This is a genomic window from Pseudomonas viciae (assembly GCF_004786035.1).
GTDB lineage: Bacteria > Pseudomonadota > Gammaproteobacteria > Pseudomonadales > Pseudomonadaceae > Aquipseudomonas > Aquipseudomonas viciae.
Genome location: NZ_CP035088.1, coordinates 6,426,635 through 6,452,493 on the forward strand (window position 1 = coordinate 6,426,635; position 25,859 = coordinate 6,452,493).

Here is a 25,859-nt window from a genome sequence, read left to right on the forward strand (position 1 = left end):
TGGCGCCCCGCGTAAAGATTCTGCTGTTAAAACCCTATTTCAGCTTAAGAATTCCGCCGATCGGACGCTAAACTGCCATCACCTGTGATCTCCCACGTTCGACGCCGCGAGCGGTTTGAGCTGACATGACCCGCAATCACGAAATACGCCCCGATCTGGACGAGGGAATCGACCGCAAGGTCCTGAGCCAGTTGCGCGCACGTTTTCTCAAGCTCAACAGCGTCCGGATGGAGCGCGCCCTGGAAGGCCTATCGACCCGCCAGCAAGGTGTGTTGACGCTGTTGCCGCTGTTTTTCCACGTCAACCATCCCCTGTTGCCCGGCTACGTCTCGGGCAGCACGCCTGCCGGGCTGTCGAACTATGAACCCGATGCCAGCGTCCTGGCCGAAGCCCAGCGGCTGACCCGCTCGTTTTCCTACAAGCCGCGCCACGGCAGTAACCCGCCGCGCCCCATTCTTGGCCTGTTCTTGATGGGTAGCCTTGGCACGCTGGCCCAGGCCGATCAGAGCGACATGGATGTGTGGGTCTGCCACGGCCCGGACTTGAGCGAGGAGGAACTGGCCGAGCTGCACAGGAAATGCCAGCTGCTGGAGATCTGGGCCGCGACTCAGGGGGCCGAAGCACATTTTTTCCTGATCGACCCGGCGCGCTTCGTGCGAGGCGAGCGGGACAACCAGCTCAGTTCCGACGATTGCGGTACGACCCAACATTACCTGCTGCTGGACGAGTTCTACCGCACCGCCATCTGGCTGGCCGGGCGCACGCCCATCTGGTGGCTGGTGCCGGTCTACGAAGAAGAAGATTATGAGCAGTACACCCACACACTGATTTCCAAGCGCTTTATCCGCGCGGATGAAACCCTGGACCTGGGGCATCTGGCCTACATCCCGGCAGGAGAATTCATCGGCGCCGGGCTCTGGCAATTGTTCAAAGGCATCGAATCGCCTTACAAGTCAGTGCTCAAGCTACTGTTGACCGAGGTGTATGCCAGCGAACACCCGAACGTCCGCTGTCTGAGCCTGCGCTTCAAACAAGCCGTGTTTGCCAACAACCTGGACCTGGAAGAGCTGGACCCATACATGGTGGTTTATCGCCGCCTCGAGGAATACCTCAATGCCCGCGGCGAACCCGAACGCCTGGAACTGATCCGCCGGGCGCTGTACCTGAAGGTCAATCGCAAGCTCACCGGCCAGGCGCGCAGCAGCGGCTGGCAGCGGGTGCTGCTCGAGCGACTGGCCCGGGAATGGGGCTGGGACCAACGCCAACTGGCACTGCTCGACAGCCGCAGCCAGTGGAAGGTACGCCAGGTCAGCACCGAGCGACGGGCGCTGGTCAACGAGCTGACCTACAGCTATCGCTTCCTGACCCAGTTTGCCCGCAACGAGAAAACCGTCAGTCTGATCAACAAGCGCGACCTCAACGTCCTCGGCAGGCGGTTGTACGCCGCCTTCGAACGCAAGGCCGACAAGGTCGAGTTCATCAACCCCGGCATTGCCCCGGACTTGGCCGAAGACACCCTGACACTGGTCCAGTCACCTAATAAGAAAGAGCCGGGACAGCACCAGTGGGGTTTGTATAACGGCAGCCTCAACGCCCTGGAGTGGGAGAACTTCGCGCCAATCAAGCGCAGCCGCGAGTTGCTGGAGCTCTTGACCTGGAGCCATCGCAACGGCGTGATTGACAGCAGCACGCGCCTGGCGCTGCACCCCGGGGAAAGCGACCTGAGCGAGTTCGAACTGTTCAATCTGCTGGGCAGCCTGCAACAGTCCATCGCCCTGCCCCTGACCACGGTCGACGAAGAACAGTTATTGCGTGCCAGCGTGCCTAGCGAAGTGCTGATCCTGGTGAACGTCGGCGTCGACCCGCTCAAGCATCACCGCGACCTGAATATCCTGATGACCACCGAGCGTACCGACTCCCTGAGCTACGCCGGGGTACGGGAGAACCTGGTGCTGACCCTCGACCAGGTCACGCTCAACAGCTGGAATGAAGTGCTGGTCAACCGTTTTGACGATGAGCACGCCCTGCTCGACTGCCTGCGCGACTACCTCAACGACCTGCCCGTCACGCAGCACCAGCCGCGTTTGCAGGTACGCTGTTTCTGCCACAACCGCGCCCAGTTCATTGCACGGCGGGTCGAAGAAGTCTTCGAAACGGCCCAGACCCTGCTGTTGAGCCGGCTCAATCACCGTTATCTGCTTCAGGTCCAGCAGCACTATCACGTACTGGAACTGGTGCCCGGCCAGGTCAACCATGTGGCGCTGGGCAGCCTGTCGGCGCTGATGGACTACCTGGGCGAGGAACTGACGGCCTACAGCCCGCTGCACCTTGATCCGATGGCCTTGGAAGACCACGACCTGGCGTTGCTCTTGCCCATGGGCCAGCCTGAGTGCATCCAAGTGTTCTATCGGGTCAACGAGCACGACGCCGAGCTGTACGTGCTCGATGAACTCAACGCCTTGTGGCAACAGCGCTTGCCCTATCACGACGAACACAGCCTGTTGGTGCCCTTGCAGCGCTTTCTGCAATCGGTGCTGTACCGCCGCGACGCTTTGCTGCCGATGGATGCCACCCAACCGTTGAGCCTGGAAACCCTGTACTACCAGCTTCTGCCCTCAGGCAGCGGACGGGCACGACGGATCGAGTCGCGGCAGGCGCCGCAGACACCGGTGAACAAACCGTTTTACGACGTACAGGCCATTATCGGCAAAGTCGCGCACGGGCAAGTGCACGTCACCTTGTATTGCGATCAGCAGGAGTTTTCGGAGCTGGAGCATGGCGACCAGTTGTTCCGCGTGGTCGCCAAGGAGATCGTTGGACAGCGTCGCGAGACCGAACGCTACCGCTGCTACATCACCGACCTGGACCTCTCCGGCCTGGTAGGTGACGGTGGCTGCTCAAGTAATTTGTACCTGCGCTACAAGGCCGACCTGGAACGCGCGCTGAACGAGGCACTGGCCTTGGCCTGACGTGCTCAGAGGTGGAAATCACCGCCCGCTTCAGGCTGGTATTCCACACCCAGCAACGTCAGCTTCAGCGTTTTGCCACCCGGCGCCGGCCAGTCAATATGCTGGCCGACCTTCAGGCCCAGCAATGCACTGCCCACCGGAGCCAGGATCGAGATCCGGCCGTCGTCGGCATTCGCGTCCTGCGGGTAAACCAGGGTCAGGTGGTAATCCTTGCCACTGCTTTCTTCGCGGCAGTGCACGCGCGAGTTCATGGTCACGACATCGGCGGGCACTTCATCGTGGCCCACCACGTTCTCGGCGCGATCCAGTTCGGTTTGCAGCGCAATCACGCCCGGCAGCGTTTCATCAAGGCTGTCGATCAGGCGTTCCAGACGCTGTACGTCCAGACGGGTAAGGGTAATGGAAGGTGCGGTCATGATCCTGGCAGACTCCGTTCTTCTGCACGAAAAAAGCAAAACCCCGCCACAAAAAGGCGGGGTTTTCACGGGCCTCGATGAGTTGAGGCGTAGCCGGACACTAACAGTAGGCGCCGACGAGTGCAACGAGGCTGCGATCTTGCCCCAGACAATTGAGTACTAAACGAAAGCCCCCAAAGATCAAAATCCAAAGATCGCAGCCTTCGGCAGCTCCTACCGGGATTTGCGCTTGAGCGCCTCGGCGCAGATGACCCGCCGCCGCTCATCATCGGCCGAGCGCCATTCGCGGATATCCTCCACATGACGGAAACAGCCGAGGCAGACTCTCTGTTCATCCAGCTTGCACACGCTGGTACACGGCGACGGCACCGCCGGGCTGACATTACTGTAGAGCGGCTTGGGCGGCCGCGCCGTTCCGGTCTGGCTCACGCGGTCACAGGCCTTCGAAATCGAGTTCTACATCAGCCTGCTGCTTGACGATGCGCTCGAGCATCTCGCCCAACTGCTCTTCGCTCTTGTCGCACATCCAGCGCTCGCTTTCCTCGTCGTAGTCGAAATGGAAGCCACCGGAGACCGCTGCCAGCCACAACTGCCGCAACGGCTCCTGGCGACTGAAGATCAACTGGCTGCCGTTCTCGAACTTGACGGTCAGCACACCAGCGGAGCTCTCCAGATCGATATCCAGGCCACTTTCGTCAAACACATCCTCCAGCGTCTGCTGGGTGCTATCGACCAGATCGTGGAAACGGGCTTCAGTCAAACTCATTGTGGCAACCTCAAAAATGTCTGCTCATGCTCAAGCGCCGCAAGATACGGGCGCGTCCCGATGATTGCAAAGGATATACCGACCGACGACCGGCGGCGCCGTCAAATGCCCAGGCCCGCCGGACGGGAGCCCCGTCGCATAGGCAAGCTGCCGGGTGGCCGGTATACTCCGGCGCAATTAACGCATTTTCAAGGATTTCGCCATGAAGCGCCTGATCTCTTCCCTTGCTGCGCTCGTCGCGGTTGCCTGCCTTGTAACAGCCTGTGGTCAAAAAGGTCCGCTGTACCTGCCTGATGACAGCAAGTCCCCTGAAGAGCAGGCCAAGTCGTCGCAAGCCAAATCCCACGCGCACGACACCCACACCACTTACTAAGGGAACGCCATGGACGCTTTTAACTACCGTGGCGGGGAGCTGTTCGCGGAAGGGGTTGCCCTGTCCGCGATCGCCGAGCGTTTCGGCACGCCGACCTACGTCTATTCCCGAGCTCACATCGAAGCCCAATACCTGGCCTTCGCCGATGCCCTCGTCGGCATGCCGCACCTGGTGTGTTTCGCCGTAAAAGCCAACTCCAACCTGGGTGTGCTCAATGTCCTGGCACGTCTGGGCGCGGGGTTCGACATCGTCTCCGGTGGTGAGCTCGAACGCGTCCTGGCCGCTGGCGGCAGCGCTGACAAGATCGTATTTTCCGGGGTCGGCAAGACCCGTGAAGACATGCGCCGCGCACTGGAAGTCGGTGTGCACTGCTTCAACATCGAATCCACCGACGAGCTGGAGCGCCTGCAGATCGTCGCCGCCGAGCTGGGTGTCCGCGCGCCGATCTCCCTGCGCGTGAACCCGGACGTCGACGCGGGTACCCACCCGTACATTTCCACCGGTCTCAAGGAAAACAAGTTCGGCATCGCCATTGCCGACGCCGAAGACGTGTACGTGCGCGCCGCCCAACTGCCAAACCTGGAAGTGCTGGGTGTCGATTGCCACATCGGCTCGCAGCTGACCACCCTGGAACCCTTCATCGATGCCCTCGACCGCCTGCTGGCGCTGGTCGACCGCCTCAGTGATTGCGGCATCTACCTGCGTCACATCGACCTCGGTGGCGGTGTCGGCGTGCGCTACCGCGACGAAGAGCCGCCGCTGGTGGCCGACTACATCAAGACGGTGCGTGAGCGCCTCGAAGGGCGTGACCTGGCGCTGATGTTCGAGCCGGGCCGCTACATCGTCGCCAATGCCGGCGTGCTGCTGACCCAGGTCGAATACCTCAAGCACACCGAGCACAAGGACTTCGCCATCGTCGATGCGGCCATGAACGACCTGATCCGCCCGGCGCTGTACCAGGCGTGGATGGACGTGACCGCGGTGCGCCCTCGCAATACCGCTGCTCGCAGCTATGACATCGTCGGGCCGATCTGCGAAACCGGTGACTTCCTGGCCAAGGGCCGGGAGCTGGCGCTGGAAGAAGGCGATCTGCTGGCCGTGCACTCGGCCGGCGCCTACGGGTTTGTCATGAGCTCCAACTACAACACCCGCGGCCGCTGCGCCGAGGTGCTGGTGGACGGTGATCAGGCATTCCAAGTGCGTCGCCGCGAGACGGTAGCCGAGTTGTTTGCCGGCGAAAGCCTGCTGCCGGAGTAAAACCATGCTGCTGCGTTTTACCAAGATGCACGGCCTGGGCAACGACTTCATGGTCCTTGACCTGGTCAGCCAGCACGCGCACATCCTGCCCAAGCACGCCAAGCAATGGGGCGACCGGCACACCGGTATCGGTTTCGACCAGTTGCTGATCGTCGAGGCACCTAACAACCCGGACGTGGATTTCCGCTATCGGATCTTCAACGCCGACGGTTCGGAAGTGGAGCAATGCGGCAACGGTGCGCGCTGCTTCGCCCGCTTTGTGCTGGACAAGCGCCTGACCGCCAAACGGCAGATTCGCGTCGAAACCAAAAGCGGCATCATCGAACTGGATGTACGCAGCGACGGCCAGATCGGCGTCAACATGGGCGCCCCGCGCCTGGTACCGGCGGACATTCCGTTCGAAGCGCCGGCCCAGGCCCTGAGCTATCAGGTGGACGTCGACGGCACCACCGTGGAACTGGCGGCGGTGTCCATGGGCAACCCCCATGCCGTGCTGCGAGTGACCGATATCAACAGTGCTCCGGTGCATGAGCTGGGGCCGAAAATCGAGCACCATCCGCGCTTTCCTGCGCGGGTGAATGTCGGTTTCCTGCAGGTCATCGATCGCCACCGTGCGCAATTGCGCGTCTGGGAGCGCGGTGCCGGGGAAACCCAGGCCTGCGGTACCGGCGCCTGCGCCGCCGCAGTCGCTGCGATCAGCCAGGGGTGGATGGATTCGCCATTGTTGATCGACCTGCCTGGCGGGCGCCTGTCCATCGAATGGGCAGGCCCCGGCCAACCGGTGATGATGACCGGTCCGGCAGTACGCGTATACGAAGGACAAGTTCGTCTTTGAGTGAGCCAAACCCATGACCGACCAGCCACAGGTTCCAGCCCCACAGCCCGACGAATCCCCTAGCCCGCTCCCGCAGGCCGCGGCGGTAGCCGCTTACCTGGAGGCTCATCCGGACTTCTTCGTCGAGCACGAAGAATTGCTTGCGACGATGCGCATCCCCCACCGGCGCGGCGACACCGTGTCGCTGGTGGAACATCAGATGAAGATCCTGCGCGAGCGCAACATCGAGATGCGCCATCGACTTTCGCACCTGATGGACGTGGCACGGGACAATGATCGGCTCTTCGACAAGACCCGTCGATTGATCCTGGCGCTGATGGACGCCAGCACCCTCGAAGACCTGGTGATGAGTGTCGAAGACAGCCTGCGCCAGGATTTCCAGGTACCTTTTGTCAGCCTGATCCTGTTTGGCGACAACGCCATGCCGGTGGGCCGCTGGGTGACTCATGCCGATGCACAGACCGCCATCGGCGGCCTGCTCACGGAAAACAAAAGCGTCAGTGGCAGCCTGCGCGAGCATGAACTGGACTTCCTGTTCGGTGAAGAGCAGCGCAAGCAGATCGGCTCCACCGCCGTCGTCGCCATTGCCCATCAGGGCGTGCACGGTGTGCTGGCCATCGCCAGCCGCGATCCGCAGCACTACAAGAGCTCGGTGGGCACATTGTTCCTGAGCTACATCGCCGAAGTCACCGGCCGGGTGCTGCCACGGGTTGCCGGTTCGCTGCGCTCGGTACGCTGATGATGGAACGGCAACTGGACGCCTACTGCGAACACTTGCGCAGTGAGCGCCAGGTGTCGCCCCACACGTTGTCGGCCTATCGTCGCGACCTGGACAAAGTCCTGGGCTGGTGCCAGAAACAGAACATTGGCAGCTGGTCAGCGCTGGACATCCAGCGCCTGCGTAGCCTGATCGCCCGCCTGCACCAACAAGGGCAATCCTCCCGCAGCCTGGCGCGACTGTTGTCGGCAGTGCGCGGCTTGTACCACTACCTCAACCGCGAAGGTCTCTGCGATCACGACCCGGCCACCGGCCTGGCGCCGCCCAAGGGCGAACGCCGCCTGCCGAAAACCCTCGACACCGATCGCGCCCTGCAACTGCTTGAAGGTGCCGTCGAGGACGACTTCCTGGCACGGCGAGACCAGGCGATCCTCGAGCTGTTCTATTCTTCCGGCCTGCGGCTATCGGAGTTGACGGGGTTGAACCTGGATCAACTGGACCTGGCCGACGGCATGGTCCAGGTGCTCGGCAAGGGCAGCAAGACCCGCCTGCTGCCCATCGGCCGCAAGGCCCGCGAAGCCCTGGAACTGTGGCTGCCGCTGCGGGCGCTGACCAACCCCGCCGACGACGCGGTGTTCGTCAGCCAACAAGGCCGACGCCTCGGTCCGCGGGCGATCCAGGTACGGGTCAAGGCGGCCGGCGAACGGGAATTGGGGCAGAACCTGCACCCGCACATGCTCAGGCACTCCTTTGCCAGCCATCTGCTGGAGTCCTCCCAGGACCTGCGTGCCGTCCAGGAACTGCTCGGCCACTCGGACATCAAGACCACCCAGATCTACACCCACCTGGACTTCCAGCACCTGGCAACGGTCTATGACAGTGCCCACCCCAGGGCCAAACGCATCAAGGGCGACGAATCATGACCATCGAGCTCATCACTTTCGACCTCGACGACACGCTGTGGGACACCGCCCCCGTGATCGCCAGCGCCGAAGCCGTCTTACGCCAATGGCTGACCGACAACGCACCGAATCTGGGCGGCTTGCCGGTGGAGCACCTGTTTGCCATTCGCGAACAGGTGCTGCGCGAAGAGCCCACCCTCAAGCATCGCATCAGCGCGTTGCGCCGGCGGGTGCTGTTTCGTGCATTGCAGGAAGCCGGCTACGACCAGTGGCAAGCGTCTGAACTGGCGGACCAGGCATTCGAGACCTTCTTGCATGCCCGTCATCAACTGGAGATTTTCCCCGAGGTGCAGCCCACCCTGGAAATCCTGGCCAACCATTTCGCCCTCGGCGTGGTCACCAATGGCAACGCCGACGTGCGTCGCCTGGGGTTGGCGGATTATTTCAAGTTTGCCCTGTGCGCAGAAGACATCGGCATCGCCAAACCTGACGCCCGACTGTTCCACGAAGCCCTGCAACGCGGCGGCGCCACGGCGCAGACCGCCGTGCACATTGGCGATCATCCAGGCGATGACATCGCCGGTGCCCAACAGGCCGGCCTGCGCGCGGTGTGGTTCAACCCGGCGGGCAAGACCTGGGACGCCGATCATGCGCCGGATGCAGAGATTCGCAGCCTGACTGAGCTACCGGGGTTGCTGGCGGGCTGGCATAGCCAGCGCTGAACCCCTGCTCTGTAGCCGCCAAAGCCCCTTTGTGGGAGCGAGCTTGCTCGCGATGGCGGCGGCACATCCAGCATTGATGTGACAGGTAAACCGCTATCGCGAGCAAGCTCGCTCCCACAGGGACGGTGCTTAGCCTGAAAATTTTATCCAGCCCATGAAAAAGCCCGCAGCGACGGCGGGCTTTTTCAGCAAGCAGAAACTCAGATAGGGCGGCTGCCGTACTTGTTATCAGGCTTCTTGGGCGGATCAGCGACCACATTGGCCTCCACTTCCTGCACCTTTCCACCCCTGGCCAGGAATTCCTCCATGGCCTTGGCGAGCGCGTCACGCTCCTTGTTCTTGGCCTCTACGCTCGGCAACTCGTCGACCGACACTGCCGCCTTGGCCTTGCCTTTGGCGGTAGGGACCGGTACATCGGCCCCCTCATCATCGGCAACGTCTTCAGCCGCTGCTTCAAGGCCTTCTTCAGCCTCGTCTTCGTCACCTACTTCGAGGTCGTCGTTTTCCAGATCATCGTCGCTCATGTTCTACCTCATGACTTGCGAAAAGCAGATTAGTTATAGCCCAGCTTCGCCATCTGTCGAAGGCTGCCAGAAAAAATTCAACATCCGCCGGCAATCAGCGGTTATGCCCCATCACCGTACAAAGTGGCGAGGACTCTACGAGCACCGCCATGATCCCGGTGCTCGCCCAGATAGACACCTTGCCAGGTACCCAGCGCCAGCCGTCCTGCCGTGATCGGCAGGCTGAGCTGACAACCAAGCACGCTAGCCTTGAAGTGCGCCGGGAGGTCGTCAAGGCCTTCGTCGTTGTGCTCATAATCGGCGGTTCCTTGTGGGATCAGCCGATTGAAAAACCGTTCGAAGTCTCGACGTACCGCCGGATCGGCGTTCTCGTTGATGGTCAACGAGGCCGAGGTATGCTGCAGCCACAGATGCAACAGACCGACACGACACGCCTGGAGTTCAGGCAGGCCGGCGAGTAACTCGTCCGTTACCAGATGAAAGCCCCGAGGCCTTGCCCGCAGGGTTATCAGCGTCTGTTGCCACATACAGATCTCCGCACGTTCGGCGCGCATTCTAGCGCGCTCTGGGAAAAAACAAAGGGCCTAATGCGCCTGCTTCCATGTAAGCCTTTGGCCGCAGAAAAACCCATGTCGCCTACACAACAAAAGGCGTCGGAAAAACCAGCACTCTGTGTGAGCACTGACAAATTCCAGACAAAAAAATGCCCGGCAAGCCGGGCATTTTTTATTGCGTGTGCTTACAGGTTGTAGCCACGCTCGTTGTGCTGGGCCAAGTCCAGGCCCACGGCTTCTTCTTCCTCGGAGACACGCAGACCCATGACGGCGTCCAGCACCTTGAGGATGATGAAGGTGACGATCGCGGTGTAAACCACCGTGAAGGCCACACCTTTGAATTGAATCCACACTTGCGCACCGATATCGGTCACGGTGCCGAAGCCACCCAGGGCCGGTGCTGCAAACACGCCGGTCAGGATCGCGCCGAGGATACCGCCAATGCCGTGCACACCGAAGGCGTCCAGGGAATCGTCATAGCCGAGTTTGCGCTTGAGGGTGGTTGCGCAGAAGAAGCACACCACGCCCGCCGCCAGACCGATGACCAGGGCACCCATCGGGCCCACGGTGCCGGCAGCCGGAGTGATCGCAACCAGACCCGCTACCACGCCCGAGGCAATGCCCAGTGCGCTTGGCTTGCCGTGGGTGATCCACTCGGCAAACATCCAGCCCAATGCAGCGGCGGCAGTGGCAATCTGAGTCACCAGCATCGCCATGCCGGCGGTGCCGTTGGCGGCGACGGCGGAGCCGGCGTTGAAGCCAAACCAGCCAACCCACAGCATGGCAGCGCCCATCAGGGTGTAACCGAGGTTATGCGGCGCCATCGGCGTGGTCGGGAAGCCTTTGCGCTTGCCCAGCACCAGGCACGCCACCAGGCCGGCGATACCGGCGTTGATGTGCACCACGGTGCCGCCGGCGAAGTCCAGCACGCCCCAGTCCCACAGCAGGCCGCCGTTACCGGACCAGACCATGTGTGCAATCGGCGCATACACCAGAGTGAACCACACGCCCATGAAGATCAGCATGGCGGAGAACTTCATCCGCTCGGCGAAGGCGCCGACGATCAGGGCCGGGGTGATGATGGCGAAGGTCATCTGGAAGGTGATGAACACCGCTTCAGGGAACAGCGCCGCCGGACCGGTCAGGCTGGACGGGGTGACACCCGCCAGGAAGGCTTTGCCCAGGCCGCCCACGAAAGAGTTGAAGTTGACGACGCCCTGCTCCATGCCCGTGGTGTCGAACGCGATGCTGTAGCCATAAATGACCCACAGGACGCTGATCAGACCGGTAATGGCGAAGCACTGCATCATCACGGAAAGAAGGTTTTTCGACCGAACCATGCCGCCGTAGAACAGCGCCAGGCCGGGAATGGTCATGAACAGTACAAGAATCGTGGCAGTCAGCATCCAGGCGGTATCGCCGGAGTTCAGGACTGGGGCTGCCGCTTCTTCTGCCATGGCCAGGCCAGGCATTGCGAAGGACAACAGGGCTCCTAGCCCTGCGAATTTACGCAGAGTCATATTGTTTTCTCCTGGGGCGTTGGGTTTGGCGGCTTAAATAGCGTCGGTATCGGTTTCGCCGGTACGGATGCGAATAGCCTGTTCCAGATTGACCACAAAGATTTTTCCGTCACCGATCTTGCCGGTGTTGGCGGCCTTGGTGATCGCCTCGATCACCCGGTCAAGATCCTTGTCGTCAATGGCGACATCGATCTTCACCTTGGGCAGGAAATCGACCACGTATTCCGCGCCACGATACAGCTCGGTGTGACCTTTCTGCCGACCGAAGCCTTTGACCTCAGTAACGGTAATGCCCTGCACGCCGATCTCGGACAACGACTCGCGCACGTCGTCCAACTTGAACGGCTTGATGATGGCAGTGACTAGCTTCATGAAACTCTCTCCCGAATTGGTGGACTTGCCCCAGGAAAACAAACCCGACTCAAGTCTAAGCGCAGTGCCTGGCTTTGTAACGCATCGTCGGCCCAAGTAGCCCGACAGGTGCCAGTTAACCGCTCCTGACGAAACTCCCCGCTCCGCCTGCTGCACTGCATTCGTCACAACGACTGCATCAGTGCATGGGTCATCAGCCTCTAAGCAGAAAGCTTGCCATCTGTGCCCAAACCCTCTGATTTCAGCCTCTTGGCCACCGCGCCCGCGTGCGCCGCACCACGAACCGCAGCGATACGCACAACAACAGTGCAGCGATGCCCGACCCCATGCGCGAAAAGCGTGCATCCCTTGCGTGCAAATTGACTATAGACACTGCGTGATACACTGCCCGCCATCGTTTTCAGGACACCTGCACATGCTTGCGCCCAAAGATCTCCTCGACGCCCTGAGCGGCCACGCCTCCCGCCTCTTGAGCGGTGATACTCCACTGCCCAAAAGCGAAATAGAAAGCCAGTTCAAGGCCCTGCTGCAAAGCGGGTTCAGCAAGCTGGACCTGGTGAGCCGGGAAGAATTCGACAGTCAGATGGTCGTGCTGGCCCGAACCCGGGCGCGGCTCGAAAGCCTGGAGGCCAAGGTCGCGGAAATGGAAGCGCGACTGGCTCCAGCACAGGAGTAAGCCGCCCGGGCTGGCGGCTCAACCACTCGCGACCCGCTGGGATGAGCCTTGGGCAAGCGCCAGCGGCAACTCCAGGATAAAGAGCGCGCCCTTGCCCGGCCCCGCGCTCAGTGCCGTCAGCTCACCGCCCATCTCGTGCGCGGCCAGGATGCAGCTGTGCAGGCCAAAGCCATGACCATCGGCGCGCGTCGTGAAGCCGTGCTCGAACACCCGTCCAAGATTCTCCGTCGAAATCCCCTCGCCGTTGTCCTCCACTTCGACCCGCACGTGCGTGTCGTCAACGACCTTCAGACGCAGGGTAATCCGCGACGGCCGCCCCGCGCCCGAGCCCAGTGCCTGCTGGGCGTTGTTGATCAGATTGACCAGAATCTGCAGCACTTTGTGCTTGTCCAGCGGCATTGTCGGGACATCATCGAACTCCTTGACCAGCGTTACCTGATGGAGGGCAAGGGACACATCGCAAATGCGTACCACATCCTCGACCAGTTCTCGCAGCGAGCCCGGTTCCAGCACGCTGGAGTTGCCGGCGTAGGACTGCTGGGTGGCGACGATCTCCTTGATGTGGTCGATTCGCCGGGTCAACTGCGCCAGCTCGGCGATCATGCTGTGTTGTTCGACTGCCAGGGCCTCGGCCAGCTTGCCGAGATAGTCCGGTAGCGCGCGGCCTTTTGGATCGCTGCTGATGAAGTCGCCGAGATCATCGGGGTGCTCCTTCATCAATTGAACGACCTTGGCGACCCCCGGCCCTTTGGAGGTATGCACCTTCTCGTACAGGACCTGGGCCGACACGTTGACGCTATTGAGCACATTGCCCACGTTGTGCAGCACATTGGTGGCAATTTCAGCCATGCCGGCCCGGCGCGCAGTGGTGACCAGTTCGGCCTGCGCCTCGCGCAACTCGTCGTTGACCTTGGCCAGTTGCTGCGGGCTGGGGATTTTCAGGGCGGCGGGCACCAGCCGGATCAGCAGGATGGCGGTAATCACCGAGGCCATCGCAGTGATCACCTTGACCAGCGCCGATAGCCAATAATAAGGCTGCCAGATGGTCAGGATTTCCATCACATGGCTGGTGCCGCAGGCCAGGATAAACACGCCAAAAGCCGTCAGCATCCAGTCAAAAGGCACGTCTTTGCGCTTGTGGATGAAGTAGATCAGCGTGAAGGGAATGGTGACGTAGGAGAGGGTGATCAAACCATCGGCGATCACATTGGTCCACAGCAAATCCGGGCGCCACATATAGCAATGCCCATGGGGGATAAAGCGCTTGTCGGTCAACAGCGCCAGCAGATCGTTCATGGGCCACCTCCTCGTAGCGCCGCTGATACCGCCAAGTGCCGATGGGGCAAATCGCAGTCTAGCAGAGGCCTGGTCCGGTCATTTTTCGAACGCCTCGTCATCCGCGCCCGCAACATCCTGCCAAAATTTCTCACTTCGATTCCCGCTCCGATACATGTCCCCACGACTAACCTTCAAGAGCCGCAGGATGCGGCACCCTACTCACTCAAGGAACGTTTCATGTCGCTTGCCATCGTCCATAGCCGCGCCCAGGTGGGAGTGGAGGCTCCCCCCGTTACCGTTGAAGTTCATCTGGCCAATGGCTTGCCGTCACTGACGATGGTCGGCTTGCCGGAGGCGGCGGTGAAGGAAAGCAAGGACCGGGTGCGCAGCGCGATCATCAATTCGGGGCTGAATTTCCCGGCGCGGCGCATCACCTTGAACCTGGCGCCGGCGGATCTGCCGAAAGACGGCGGACGGTTCGACCTGGCCATTGCCTTGGGGATCCTGGCGGCCAGCGTGCAAGTACCAACCTTGATGCTCGACGACGTGGAATGCCTCGGCGAGTTGGCGTTATCCGGCGCCGTACGACCGGTACGCGGGGTATTGCCGGCAGCGCTGGCGGCGCGCAAGGCTGGGCGTACGCTGGTGGTGCCGTGGGCGAATGCCGAGGAAGCCTGCCTGGCGTCGGGGCTGAAGGTGATTGCGGTGAATCACCTGCTCGAAGCCGTGGCTCATTTTAATGGCCATACCCCGGTCAAAACGTTTGTTTCCAACGGGCTGCTTTCGGCCAGCAAGCCCTATCCCGACCTGAATGAAGTACAAGGCCAGGCCGGGGCCAAGCGGGCGTTGCTGATCGCCGCCGCGGGGGCGCACAACCTGTTGTTCAGCGGCCCGCCGGGCACCGGCAAGACCCTGCTGGCGAGTCGTTTGCCTGGGCTGTTGCCGCCGTTGGCGGAAAGCGAGGCGCTGGAAGTTGCAGCCATCCAGTCGGTCGCCAGTTGCGTGCCGCTGAGCCATTGGCCGCAACGCCCGTTTCGCCAGCCGCACCACTCGGCCTCCGGCCCCGCATTGGTGGGTGGCGGATCGAAACCGCAACCTGGGGAAATCACCCTCGCCCACCATGGCGTGCTGTTCCTGGATGAACTGCCAGAGTTCGACCGCAAAGTGCTGGAAGTTCTGAGGGAACCGCTGGAGTCGGGCCACATCGTAGTTTCTCGCGCCCGTGACCGGGTGCGTTTTCCGGCACGCTTCCAACTGGTGGCGGCGATGAATCCCTGCCCCTGTGGATATCTAGGCGAGCCCAGCGGGCGTTGTTCGTGTACGCCGGACATGGTGCAGCGCTACCGCAATAAGCTCTCCGGCCCCCTGCTGGACCGCATCGACCTGCACCTGACCGTCGCCCGTGAGGCCACAGCCCTGAGCCCCAAGCTCGAACCCGGGGACGATACAGCCACGGTCGCCGAGCAAGTGGCCGAAGCCCGGGAGCGTCAGCAAAAACGCCAGGGCTGCGCCAACGCCTTCCTGGATCTGCCGGGTTTGCGTCGGCACTGCAAGTTATCCACAACCGATGAAACGTGGCTGGAAACCGCTTGCGAACGGCTGACCTTGTCGCTGCGCGCCGCCCACCGCCTGCTCAAGGTCGCCCGGACGCTGGCGGATCTGGAGCAAGCGGCGAGTATCCGCCGGGAGCATCTGGCCGAAGCCCTGCAATATCGACCCGCTACACCTTGAAGCGCGTCACGGCTTGGTCAGGTCTACCAGCGGCGTTTCCCGTACCTCGGTTTTTTGACCGTTCTGGATTTCATCGATGCGCTTGAGTGCCTTATCCACGGCGCCCTTGTCCGCCAACAGGCTGTAGTGGATCTGGAATTGCTTGTGCTCTTTCGGCGCGATAGTGGGCACCAGGCCCAGTGGTCGCTGATACCGGCGGTTATAGGAGAAACTGGTGCCTGGCTCCAGCCCGGTCACGTAGCCCTGGCCTTGGGTATCGGTGTTTTTCCACAGGGAGAACACGGGAAGCGTCCCGGTGTTGAAGCCGACCGATACGCCGAGGCTACCGGCCTTGTTATGCAGCACGGTAAGGGTGTCGCCCTTGGCGTCGGCGTATGGCACGACGTTGTAGACGGTTTCGTCGTAGTCCTTGGTCGGCGCCCGGTAGGTTTGCCAATCAGGCAAATCGCCCTTGGCCTTGTCGTTGAACGGCGAGACCTGCTTGACCGGCGCGGCAAAACGAGCGCCCTGCTCCAGGAAAGGTGTGCTGAAGTTGCTGTGGTAGAGCGCCTGGTATTCCTTCGGATAGTCACCGTTGTTGGTCAGGGTATCGCTGAGGGCGAACGTCACGCTGCCTGCCTCGGTGACCAGTTCGGTCTGTACCGAGAAGTCGACCTTCTTGAACGCCTGCTCCTTCAACTCGCCCCGCAGCGTGATGGCGTACGGCGGTTTTTCGTCGATGTGCAACGTGACCTTATTGGCCGGGATGTTGGCAGCGCGACCATGCAGGGTCAGCAATTCACCGTTGTCGATGCCGGGGTGGCCGACCCATTCGTAGCCACAGCGGGTCACCAACTCATTGAAACCTTCCAGCCAGCCCAATCCGCCGCGACCATTGAGTTCAATGAACGCCGGATTGACCACTTCCTTGACTGGTGAGTCCCAGCCCATGCGCACATTCCCGACCGATGCCTGCAGCACATTCATGCCCCGGGTCGGAACCACTGAAAGCTTCATGGTGCCGTTGTCGATGTCGATAATGCTGACGCCTTCTTGCCGGCCGCCGTGCAGGGTGCGCATCGTCACGGAAAAGGGTTTGTCGGTTTTCACGCCGAGTTGCTGGCTGGTGATTTGCCAGGGCTGGGCAGCCTTATCGGTATCGAGCAGGACATAGTCCCAAGCCATGGCGTGGGAAGCAGCGCCCAAGGCGCTAAGGGCAACGAAGAGTTTGAGCGAATTCATGGACACGGCCTTTTCTTGGAGTTGTGCGGTTTTTATAGACTTGAAGAAACGTTTCAGCAAGCTTAAAAACGGCAACATCTCGGAAAAAACCACAAATTGGAGGGGAAAGCTTTGTGGGAGAAGGTTGATCGCGAAGGCGGTGGGTCAGTCAACGGTTGATGTTGGCAGTACCGCCGTCATCGCGAGCAAGCTCGGCTCCCACATGGGTCCCGGGTGTTCACAGATCCTGTGTTCACCACAAATCCTGTGGGAGCTCGGGGGGGATTGCTCGCGATGGCGCCGGCGAAAAAACTCAGCGGAACCGATCAACCTCTTGACGCAGGTCCTGGGCCAGTTTTTCCAGTTCCTTGGCGGTGACCGCCAGGTTCGAGACCACTTGACGCTGTTCGCTGTTGGCCATGGCGATGCTTTGCAGGTTGCTGCTAAGCAGGGTCGCGGTGCTGCTTTGTTCCTGGGTGGCAGTGGTAATGGCAGCGAACTGTTGGCCAGCGGAGCGGCTCTGCTCGTCGATGCGCGCCAGAGCCGAGGCTACGTTGGCGTTGCGCGACAGACCTTCCTGCATCAACAGCTTGCCCTGCTCCATGGTGCTGATGGCGTTGCCGGTTTCCTGCTGGATGCTGTTGATCATGCCGGAAATTTCGTCAGTGGCCTGACGAGTACGGGAAGCCAGGCTGCGAACTTCGTCAGCCACCACGGCGAAACCACGGCCCTGCTCACCGGCACGGGCAGCTTCGATGGCGGCATTCAAAGCCAGCAGGTTGGTCTGCTCGGCGATCGAGGTAATCACCCCGACAATGCCGCCAATCTCCTGGGAGCGCTGGCCGAGGGTGTTGATGACCGTGGCCGTGCTATTCAGCGCGCCGGCAATTTGCTCCAGGGACGACGACGCTTCATCCATCGACGTACGACCGATCCGGGTTTGCTGGGCGTTTTCCTGGGCCAGGCGCTCGGTGTTGCCCATGTTGTCGGCGATGTCCAGCGAGGTAGCGCTGAACTCTTCCACCGCGCCGGCCATGCTGGTGATTTCCCCGGACTGCTGCTCCATCCCTTCATAGGCCCCGTTGGACAACCCGGACAGGGCCTGTGCACGGCTGTTGACCTCTTGCGAAGCTTTTCGGATGTGCTCGACCATGGTCGACAGGGCCTGGCTCATCTGGTTGAAAGCGCGCGCCAGTTGGCCGATTTCGTCATGGCTCGAGACATTCAGACGCACGCTCAGATCGCCGGCACCCAACGCTTCAGCCTGACGCACCAAATCCCCCAACGGCGCCAGCTTGCTGCGTAGCAGCCACATTGCCGCGCCGACCGCCAGCAACATCGCCAACAGACTGCCAATGGCCAGTTGCGTTCCGACGCTCCAGGTCACGGCGCGAATTTCAGCTTTCGGCATGCTTGCCACTACCGCCCACGGCCCGCCTGTGAATGGCACGGCAACGCTGTAGAAATCTTCGGCGGTATCACTCCAGAACGCACCCTTACCCGGTTTTTTGACCAGACCGACGATGGTAGTGGCCGCTTGATCCAAGGCTTGCACACCTGCCGGCGGCACCAGCCATTTGTTTTGCTCGTCCAGCAAGGCCAACGAACCGGTCTGGCCGATACGGAAGCGCTTGAGATTCTCGAACTGCGCGTTCTGTGCATCGGTGTAATCAAATCCTACATACAACACGGCAATGACCTTACCGCTGCTGTCGCGTACGGGTGTGTACTGCGACATGTAGAAACGTCCAAAAAGCAACGCGCGACCGATATAGCTCTGCCCACTCATCACCGGGGCATAAGCCGGGCCGGCCCGGTCGAGCATGGTACCGATGGCACGCGTACCGTCCTGCTTGCTCAACGAAGTACTGATTCGGATGAAGTCATCACCGCTGCGCACGAATACCGTAGCCACTCCGGCGGTCGTTTGCTTGAACTCGTCAACTTCCTTGAAGTTGTTGTTCAGCACTTCGCTGCCCAGGTTCAGGCTCGGCGTCTGGACACCCGCCACCGTAACCGGCTGATCCGGGTGCACGCTCAGGCCAGCGCTGAAACGCTTTTCGAACAGACCGCTCAACCGCTGGGTGCTTTCACGCAAAGTATCGTGGAAGGTGTTGAGCTGGTCGGCCATCAGACGCGCTTCACTGGCCAGGTGTTCTTCACGGGTGGCAAGGTTGGCAGTGTCCAGCGAACGCAGGGCAAAGAGGGTACTGCCGGAGATCACGACCGCCAGTATCACAGCAAGGGCAAGGCCTAGCTGTGAGGCGATCCGGGCACGGGGTTGAGACATGACAGCTCCTGGCCGAGAGACCGGATCGTCCTGATCACGTCGCGCACTCGGCAATTTATTCGGGTGATGTGTAGGGAGTACTTTCTAATACGAAAGTACTACCTCAACACCTTCGGCGGCGAAATCGAATACTTGAGCGCCATGGAAGGATTAATGCCAAATAGCCATCACCAGCACTGCAACACTTCACCCAAGACGCTCTACAACAGGTAATTGCATGGCCTTCACTTCGCTCTGGAGAAAATCGCTGAGTCGACGCAAGCGTTCACCTCCGGGGCGGGTTTTCGGCCAGACGAGGTAATAGTGCTCGCCGCTGGCAACCGCGGTCGGCCACGGCAGGCTCAAGCGCCCCTGGGCGACGTCTTCGGCCACCATCAACAAATCGCCCATGGATACACCGTAACCACGGGCCGCCGCGATCATGCCCAGCTCAAGCGTATCGAACACCTGCCCGCCCTTGAGCGAGACCTTGTCGGACAGGCCCATGCGCTGAAGCCAGTTGCGCCAGTCACGGCGGTCCGGCGTGGGGTGCAGCAGTTCGGCGCTGGCCAAGCGCGCCACATCCCAGGGCTGGTCGTTCAACAGGTTCGGCGCGCCCACCGGGATCAACTCCTCGGGGAATAGCAGGCTGGCCTCCCAGTCTGCGGGAAAATGCCCATTGCCCAGCAATACCGCGCAATCGAAGGGTTCTGTGTTGAAGTCAACCGAGTCGACGTCCATCCAGGCGCTGGTCAGTTGCACCTCGTTGCCGGGCTGCAGATGTCGGAACCGACTCAAGCGTGCCAGCAGCCAGCGCATGGTCAGGGTCGACGGCGCTTTCATCCGCAGGATGCCATCTTCACCGTGCAAGGTATGACAGGCCCGCTCCAGCGCCATGAAACCTTCCCGCACCCCCGGCAGCAGCAACCGCGCCGCCTCGGTCAACTGAAGGTTGCGACCACTGCGCTGAAACAACCGACAGGCAAAGTGCTCTTCAAGGGTACGAATATGCCGGCTGACCGCACTTTGGGTAATCGACAGTTCTTCAGCCGCCCGGGTAAACGAGCTGTATCGCGCCGCCGCTTCGAATGCCCGCAGCGCATAAAGAGGAGGGAGACGACGAGACATCAGGAAAACTCCTATAGCGTTTGGCGAAACCCTACCAGAAAGTCTTTCAGCATGAGTTTTAATCATGCCAGCGATCTTTTTTATCCTTTTGTGCAAACCGCCACAAGCGCCGAGAATCACCGCTTTACAGCCTTGTTTGAACATGGAGAGTGATGATCATGCGGCATCCGGTGCGTACTGAACTCTGGGCCATCCTGCGGCTGGCGGGGCCGTTGATTGCCTCGCAGTTGGCGCACATGCTGATGGTGCTCACTGACACCGTGATGATGGCGCGCCTGAGCCCCGAGGCCCTGGCCGGCGGCGGGCTCGGGGCAGCCACTTACTCGTTCGTGTCGATTTTCTGCATCGGTGTGATCGCGGCGGTGGGTACCTTGGTGGCCATCCGTCAGGGCGCCGGCGATGTTGAAGGCGCCACCCGGCTGACCCAGGCCGGGTTGTGGCTGGCGTGGCTGATGGCGCTGGTGGCCGGCTTATTGTTGTGGAACCTCAAGCCGGTGTTGTTGCTGTTCGGCCAGACCGAAACCAACGTGCTTTCCGCCGGCCAGTTCCTGCTGGCGCTGCCGTTCGCCCTGCCCGGCTATTTGAGCTTCATGGCCCTGCGCGGCTTCACCAGCGCCATCGGCCGGGCCACGCCGGTCATGGTGATCAGCCTCGGCGGCACGGTGGCTAACTTCCTGCTCAATTACGCGCTCATCACCGGCCTGTTCGGCCTGCCGAAACTAGGCTTGATGGGGATTGGCCTGGTCACGGCCATCGTCGCCAACTGCATGGCCCTGGCGCTGGCCTGGCATATCCATCGGCATCCGGCCTACCGGGCTTATCCGCTGCTGAACGGACTGTCACGGCCCAATCGCCATTACCTCAAGGAGCTGTGGCGCCTGGGCCTGCCGATTGGCGGCACCTACGCGGTGGAAGTCGGGCTGTTCGCCTTCGCCGCGCTGTGCATCGGCACCATGGGCAGCACACCGCTGGCGGCACACCAGATCGCCCTGCAGATCGTCTCGGTGGCGTTCATGGTTCCGGCGGGGATGTCCTACGCCATCACCATGCGCATCGGCCAGCACTACGGTGCGGGGCAACTGCCGATGGCGCGACTGGCCGGGCGGGTCGGCATTGGCTTTGGCGCCGCCGTGATGCTGGCGTTCGCGATGGTGTTCTGGCTGCTGCCCAATCAGTTGATCGGCTTGTTCCTGGACCACAACGACCCAGCGTTCCGCCCGGTGATCGACCTGGCCGTGAGCCTGCTGGCCGTGGCGGCGTGGTTCGAGCTGTTCGACGGCGCACAAACCATCGCGATGGGCTGCATTCGCGGGCTCAAGGACGCCAAGACCACCTTCCTGGTGGGCCTGGGTTGCTATTGGTTGATCGGCGCACCGGCGGCGTGGTGGATGGCTTTTCACCTGGACTTGGGGCCGACGGGGGTCTGGTGGGGCCTGGCCCTGGGGCTGGCCTGCGCGGCGGTGAGCCTGACGCTGGCGTTTGAATGGAAGATGCGGCGGATGATCAGGGGTGAGGCTGGGCCGCGGCGTTTCAAGGTCGTCCAGACTGAATGAATACCCCTGTGGGAGCGGGCTTGCTCGCGAAGGCGGTGGATCAGCCAGAAATGTATCGACTGACCCACCGCCTTCGCGAGCAAGCCCGCTCCCACTAAGGGTTGCGTTAGCTCACAACTTCCCTCGCTGATTGATCGCCATCAAACGTCAGGTATTGCACCAGCTCAGGCAACGGCAAGGGCTTGCTGATCAAAAAACCCTGCACCTGATCGCACCCGAAGCCACGTAGCAAATCCAGCTGTTCCCGGGTTTCCACGCCTTCGGCCACCACTTCCAGGTTGAGGTTGTGCGCGAGGTTGATCATCGCATGCACCAGTTTGCGGTTCTCTTCGCGCTGCTCCATGCCGCCGACAAAGCTCTTGTCGATCTTGAGCAGCGCGATGGGCAGGCTGTTGAGGTGCACGAACGAGGAGAATCCGGTGCCGAAGTCGTCCAGGGAGAAGCGCACCCCCAAGCGACCCAAGGCATCCATGGTCTGTTTGACCAGTTCGCTGCGGCGCATGACGGCGGTTTCGGTGAGTTCGAATTCCAGCCACTGGGCCTCGACTCCCCGCTCGGCAATCAGCCGGCTCAGGGTCGGCAGTAGCTGGCTGTCCTGGAACTGCCGGAACGACAGGTTGACCGCCATGTGCAACGGCGCCAGCCCCCGCTCGCGCAGGGCCTGCATGTCGCGCAACGCCCGGGAAATCACCCAGTAGCCCAGCGGCACGATCAGGCCACTCTGTTCGGCCAGCGGCACGAACTCACTTGGCGGCAGCAGCCCGCGTTCGCCGTGACGCCAGCGCACCAGGGCTTCGAGGCCGACGATGTGGCCGCCATCGAGGTCCAGCCGGGGCTGGTAATGCAGCTCCAGTTCATCGCGACGCAGCGCCCGGCGCAGTTCGCTTTCCAGATCGGCGAGGCTACGGGCGTTACGGTTGATGCGCTCATTGAAGATATGGAAGGTGCAGCCTTGGGTGCTCTTGGCCTGCTGCATGGCGATATGCGCGTGCCACATCAGCGGGTCCGCGCCGGCCTGGGCACGGGCGTGAGCGATGCCCAGGCTGCAACCGATCAACAGGCTTTCGCCATCTACCCAATAAGGTTCGGCCATGGCTTCGGTGATGCGCTCAGCCATCCATTCGGCCCGCTGCGGGGCACGGCGGGTGTCGATGAGCAAGGCGAATTCATCGCTGCCCAACCGGGCCAGTTGATCGCCCGCCTCAAGTGACCCTTTGAGCCGCGATACCACCTGCAAAATCAAACGGTCACCGGCCTGGTGGCCGAGGGCATCGTTGGCGTGACGGAAGTTGTCCAGGTCCAGGTGACCGAGTGCCAGGCCGCGACCTTCGTTTTCAGCCAGGCGTGCCGCCAGCAAAGTCTGGAAACCCTGGCGATTGGCGATGCCAGTCAACGGATCCTGCTCAGCGAGGCGCTGCAGCGTGTTTTCCAGCACCCCGCGCTCACGCACATGGCGCAGGCAACGACGCAGGGTCGGCCCGTCGAGTACATCACGCACCAGCCAGTCGCTGACGCCATCGGGTGGCGTCGAGGGTTCATGCTCAAGCAGCAGGACTGTCGGCAAGCGGCAGCGGCCTGGCGCCGGTTGCAACGCCGCAATCGTCAGCAGTACCGCGTGACGGTTGTCTTCGAACAGGCTGCTGACCGAGTCCCAGCTCGGGGCGCTGATCAGCACGACCGACGGCCCCATGGGCGCCAGGCACTCGCGCAATATCGCTGACCACTCAGGCGTTTCGGCCAATAGCAGCAAACGCAAGGGTTCGACAGGCGTAGACAAGCTGACTCCCTAGACTCTGCAAGGTGGTTGGCGCCGGGCATTATGACCTTGCCGATCGGCAATGACCAATGCCAATGGTTCTCAAACACTTGCTTTTGGCGGTTTTTTACACGCGAAATCGCACGTTAGACGCATGTGCGCCCGACATCCTGCGCGAAAGTGGGAAAAGCGGCAAATGACAATGATGTGTTACGTCACAAGTCGGACAGAGCAGCACAATTCTCTGAGCCTGTTAAAATGCCGGCCCATTTCGCAAACGACCCTCTGACCCTGTCATGTCCCGACTCAATCCCCGGCAGCAAGAAGCCGTGAACTATGTCGGCGGCCCTCTTTTGGTGCTCGCCGGTGCAGGCTCCGGCAAGACCAGTGTGATCACCCGCAAAATTGCGCACCTGATCCAGAATTGCGGCATCCGTGCCCAGTACATCGTCGCCATGACCTTTACCAACAAGGCCGCTCGAGAAATGAAAGAGCGGGTCGGCGGCCTGCTGCGCGCCGGCGAAGGTCGTGGCCTGACGGTCTGCACCTTCCACAACCTGGGCCTGAATATCATCCGCAAGGAACACGCCCGGCTAGGCTACAAACCGGGCTTCTCGATTTTCGACGAGACCGATGTCAAGGCCTTGATGACCGACATCATGCAAAAGGAGTATTCGGGCGACGACGGCGTGGATGAGATCAAGAACATGATCGGCGCCTGGAAAAACGACCTGATCCTGCCGCCCGAAGCCCTGGAAAACGCCCGTAACCCCAAGGAACAGACCGCAGCCATCGTCTACACCCACTATCAGCGCACGCTCAAGGCGTTCAACGCGGTGGACTTCGACGACCTGATCCTGCTGCCGGTCAAGCTGTTCCAGGACAACGCCGACATCCTTGAAAAATGGCAGAACAAGGTCCGCTACCTGCTGGTGGACGAATACCAGGACACCAACGCCAGCCAGTACCTGCTGGTGAAGCTGCTGATCGGCAAACGCAACCAGTTCACCGTGGTGGGCGACGATGACCAGTCGATCTATGCCTGGCGTGGCGCGCGGCCGGAAAACCTGATGCTGCTCAAGGAAGACTATCCGTCGCTCAAAGTGGTGATGCTGGAGCAGAACTACCGCTCCACCAGCCGCATCCTGCGCTGCGCCAACGTGCTGATTTCCAACAACCCCCACGAGTTCGAAAAGCAACTGTGGAGCGAGATGGGCCACGGAGATGAGATCCGCGTGATCCGCTGCCGCAACGAAGACGCCGAAGCCGAACGCGTGGCCATGGAAATACTCAGCCTGCACCTGCGCACCGACCGGCCGTACAGCGACTTCGCGATCCTGTATCGCGGCAACTACCAGGCCAAGCTGATCGAGCTGAAATTGCAGCATCACCAGATCCCCTATCGCCTGTCGGGGGGCAACAGCTTTTTCGGACGCCAGGAAGTGAAGGACCTGATGGCCTACTTCCGCCTGATCGTGAACCCGGACGACGACAACGCGTTCCTGCGGGTGATCAACGTCCCGCGCCGGGAAATCGGCTCGACCACCCTGGAAAAACTCGGCAACTACGCCACCGAGCGCAAGATCTCGATGTACGCCGCGACCGACGAAATCGGCCTGGGCGAGCACCTGGACAGCCGCTTCACCGATCGCCTGGCGCGCTTCAAGCGCTTCATGGACAAGGTGCGCGAGCAGTGCGCCGGCGAAGATCCGATCTCGGCACTGCGCAGCATGGTCATGGACATCGACTACGAGAACTGGTTGCGCACCAACAGCTCCAGCGACAAGGCCGCCGATTACCGCATGGGCAACGTCTGGTTCCTGATCGAGGCGTTGAAAAACACCCTGGAAAAAGACGAAGACGGCGACATGACGGTCGAGGACGCCATCGGCAAACTCGTGCTGCGGGACATGCTGGAACGCCAGCAGGAAGAGGAAGACGGCGCCGAAGGCGTGCAGATGATGACGCTTCACGCCTCCAAGGGCCTGGAATTTCCTTACGTGTTCATCATGGGCATGGAAGAAGAAATCCTCCCGCACCGCTCCAGCATCGAGGCCGACACCATCGAAGAAGAACGGCGCCTGGCCTACGTTGGCATTACCCGCGCCCGTCAGACGCTGGCGTTCACCTTCGCCGCCAAGCGCAAGCAATACGGCGAAGTGATCGACTGCGCCCCGAGCCGCTTTCTCGATGAGCTGCCGCCGGACGACCTGGCCTGGGAAGGCAACGACGACACCCCGACCGAAGTCAAAGCCGTGCGCGGCAACAGTGCCCTGGCCGATATACGAGCGATGCTAAAGCGCTAGAATCGACTACTTTTTTCATCGACTTCAAGGCGCT

General features: G+C 61.4%; 23 protein-coding genes. 11 read left to right on the forward strand and 12 right to left on the reverse strand.

Annotation, left to right across the window (positions count from 1 at the left end):
- The first annotated feature begins 125 nt into the window (after positions 1–125).
- On the forward strand, positions 126–2,969 hold the full coding sequence (locus EPZ47_RS28750; RefSeq protein WP_135847737.1) for a class I adenylate cyclase: 2,844 nt from the start codon (positions 126–128) through the stop codon (positions 2,967–2,969).
- A gap of 5 nt (positions 2,970–2,974) precedes the next feature.
- Here EPZ47_RS28750 and rnk read toward each other — a convergent pair whose 3' ends face one another.
- The 3 genes from rnk to cyaY all read right to left on the reverse strand — a co-directional run bounded on the left by rnk (position 2,975) and on the right by cyaY (position 4,151).
- Entirely contained in the window at positions 2,975–3,385 is a 411-nt protein-coding gene (gene rnk, locus EPZ47_RS28755) for a nucleoside diphosphate kinase regulator (protein WP_135847738.1), read from the reverse strand.
- A gap of 213 nt (positions 3,386–3,598) precedes the next feature.
- Positions 3,599–3,814 (reverse strand): DUF1289 domain-containing protein, encoded by a 216-nt coding sequence (locus EPZ47_RS28760; RefSeq protein WP_135847739.1) that lies wholly within the window; start codon positions 3,812–3,814, stop codon positions 3,599–3,601.
- A gap of 4 nt (positions 3,815–3,818) precedes the next feature.
- The gene (gene cyaY, locus EPZ47_RS28765) at positions 3,819–4,151 is read right to left on the reverse strand and encodes an iron donor protein CyaY (RefSeq protein ID WP_135847740.1); all 333 of its coding nucleotides are present in this window, start codon (positions 4,149–4,151) and stop codon (positions 3,819–3,821) included.
- Between the two features lie 202 nt (positions 4,152–4,353).
- On the opposite strand from cyaY, the gene lptM reads away from it, so the two are divergent.
- Genes lptM through EPZ47_RS28795 form a run of 6 tightly spaced genes read left to right on the forward strand, consistent with a single transcriptional unit; the run spans position 4,354 to position 8,958 of the window.
- Entirely contained in the window at positions 4,354–4,524 is a 171-nt protein-coding gene (gene lptM, locus EPZ47_RS28770; RefSeq protein WP_109752655.1) for an LPS translocon maturation chaperone LptM, read from the forward strand.
- A gap of 9 nt (positions 4,525–4,533) precedes the next feature.
- Complete coding sequence (gene lysA / locus EPZ47_RS28775) at positions 4,534–5,781, forward strand: diaminopimelate decarboxylase (RefSeq protein WP_135847741.1); 1,248 nt, start codon at positions 4,534–4,536, stop codon at positions 5,779–5,781.
- A gap of 4 nt (positions 5,782–5,785) precedes the next feature.
- Positions 5,786–6,616, forward strand: a complete 831-nt coding sequence (dapF, locus tag EPZ47_RS28780; RefSeq protein WP_123416265.1) for a diaminopimelate epimerase — start codon at positions 5,786–5,788, stop codon at positions 6,614–6,616.
- A gap of 13 nt (positions 6,617–6,629) precedes the next feature.
- Positions 6,630–7,355 carry a DUF484 family protein gene (locus tag EPZ47_RS28785; RefSeq protein WP_135847742.1) on the forward strand — a complete coding sequence of 242 codons (726 nt, stop codon included), beginning with the start codon at positions 6,630–6,632 and terminating at the stop codon, positions 7,353–7,355.
- A 2-nt stretch (positions 7,356–7,357) separates the two neighbouring features.
- The gene (gene xerC, locus EPZ47_RS28790) at positions 7,358–8,257 is read left to right on the forward strand and encodes a tyrosine recombinase XerC (RefSeq protein WP_135848082.1); all 900 of its coding nucleotides are present in this window, start codon (positions 7,358–7,360) and stop codon (positions 8,255–8,257) included.
- Entirely contained in the window at positions 8,254–8,958 is a 705-nt protein-coding gene (locus tag EPZ47_RS28795) for an HAD family hydrolase (protein WP_135847743.1), read from the forward strand. The genes xerC and EPZ47_RS28795 overlap by 4 nt, the downstream gene beginning before the upstream one ends.
- Positions 8,959–9,158: 200 nt before the next feature.
- Here EPZ47_RS28795 and sutA read toward each other — a convergent pair whose 3' ends face one another.
- The 4 genes from sutA to glnK all read right to left on the reverse strand — a co-directional run bounded on the left by sutA (position 9,159) and on the right by glnK (position 11,928).
- Entirely contained in the window at positions 9,159–9,482 is a 324-nt protein-coding gene (gene sutA / locus EPZ47_RS28800) for a transcriptional regulator SutA (RefSeq protein ID WP_135847744.1), read from the reverse strand.
- Between the two features lie 101 nt (positions 9,483–9,583).
- Positions 9,584–10,009 carry a secondary thiamine-phosphate synthase enzyme YjbQ gene (locus EPZ47_RS28805; RefSeq protein WP_135847745.1) on the reverse strand — a complete coding sequence of 142 codons (426 nt, stop codon included), beginning with the start codon at positions 10,007–10,009 and terminating at the stop codon, positions 9,584–9,586.
- 212 nt (positions 10,010–10,221) lie between these two features.
- On the reverse strand, positions 10,222–11,556 hold the full coding sequence (locus tag EPZ47_RS28815) for an ammonium transporter (RefSeq protein ID WP_135847747.1): 1,335 nt from the start codon (positions 11,554–11,556) through the stop codon (positions 10,222–10,224).
- Between the two features lie 33 nt (positions 11,557–11,589).
- Positions 11,590–11,928 carry a P-II family nitrogen regulator gene (glnK, locus tag EPZ47_RS28820; protein ID WP_002555808.1) on the reverse strand — a complete coding sequence of 113 codons (339 nt, stop codon included), beginning with the start codon at positions 11,926–11,928 and terminating at the stop codon, positions 11,590–11,592.
- 415 nt (positions 11,929–12,343) lie between these two features.
- On the opposite strand from glnK, the gene EPZ47_RS28825 reads away from it, so the two are divergent.
- Positions 12,344–12,604, forward strand: a complete 261-nt coding sequence (locus EPZ47_RS28825; protein WP_135847748.1) for an accessory factor UbiK family protein — start codon at positions 12,344–12,346, stop codon at positions 12,602–12,604.
- A gap of 18 nt (positions 12,605–12,622) precedes the next feature.
- Here EPZ47_RS28825 and EPZ47_RS28830 read toward each other — a convergent pair whose 3' ends face one another.
- Positions 12,623–13,900 (reverse strand): sensor histidine kinase, encoded by a 1,278-nt coding sequence (locus tag EPZ47_RS28830; RefSeq protein WP_135847749.1) that lies wholly within the window; start codon positions 13,898–13,900, stop codon positions 12,623–12,625.
- Positions 13,901–14,119: 219 nt separating this feature from the next.
- On the opposite strand from EPZ47_RS28830, the gene EPZ47_RS28835 reads away from it, so the two are divergent.
- Positions 14,120–15,613 carry a YifB family Mg chelatase-like AAA ATPase gene (locus EPZ47_RS28835; protein WP_135847750.1) on the forward strand — a complete coding sequence of 498 codons (1,494 nt, stop codon included), beginning with the start codon at positions 14,120–14,122 and terminating at the stop codon, positions 15,611–15,613.
- 6 nt (positions 15,614–15,619) lie between these two features.
- Here EPZ47_RS28835 and EPZ47_RS28840 read toward each other — a convergent pair whose 3' ends face one another.
- From EPZ47_RS28840 to EPZ47_RS28850, 3 genes are all read right to left on the reverse strand, one after another.
- Entirely contained in the window at positions 15,620–16,834 is a 1,215-nt protein-coding gene (locus EPZ47_RS28840) for an aldose 1-epimerase family protein (protein WP_135847751.1), read from the reverse strand.
- Positions 16,835–17,126: 292 nt separating this feature from the next.
- Complete coding sequence (locus EPZ47_RS28845; protein ID WP_135847752.1) at positions 17,127–19,103, reverse strand: methyl-accepting chemotaxis protein; 1,977 nt, start codon at positions 19,101–19,103, stop codon at positions 17,127–17,129.
- Positions 19,104–19,289: 186 nt separating this feature from the next.
- Positions 19,290–20,210 (reverse strand): LysR substrate-binding domain-containing protein, encoded by a 921-nt coding sequence (locus EPZ47_RS28850; protein WP_135847753.1) that lies wholly within the window; start codon positions 20,208–20,210, stop codon positions 19,290–19,292.
- Between the two features lie 152 nt (positions 20,211–20,362).
- Between EPZ47_RS28850 and EPZ47_RS28855 the strand changes: the two genes are divergently transcribed.
- Entirely contained in the window at positions 20,363–21,763 is a 1,401-nt protein-coding gene (locus EPZ47_RS28855; RefSeq protein WP_135847754.1) for a NorM family multidrug efflux MATE transporter, read from the forward strand.
- A 106-nt stretch (positions 21,764–21,869) separates the two neighbouring features.
- On the opposite strand, the gene EPZ47_RS28860 is transcribed toward EPZ47_RS28855, so the two are convergent.
- Positions 21,870–23,540 (reverse strand): putative bifunctional diguanylate cyclase/phosphodiesterase, encoded by a 1,671-nt coding sequence (locus EPZ47_RS28860; protein WP_135847755.1) that lies wholly within the window; start codon positions 23,538–23,540, stop codon positions 21,870–21,872.
- A gap of 275 nt (positions 23,541–23,815) precedes the next feature.
- Here EPZ47_RS28860 and rep point away from each other — a divergent pair, with 275 nt between their 5' ends.
- On the forward strand, positions 23,816–25,825 hold the full coding sequence (rep, locus tag EPZ47_RS28865; protein ID WP_135847756.1) for a DNA helicase Rep: 2,010 nt from the start codon (positions 23,816–23,818) through the stop codon (positions 25,823–25,825).
- Positions 25,826–25,859 lie beyond the last annotated feature (34 nt).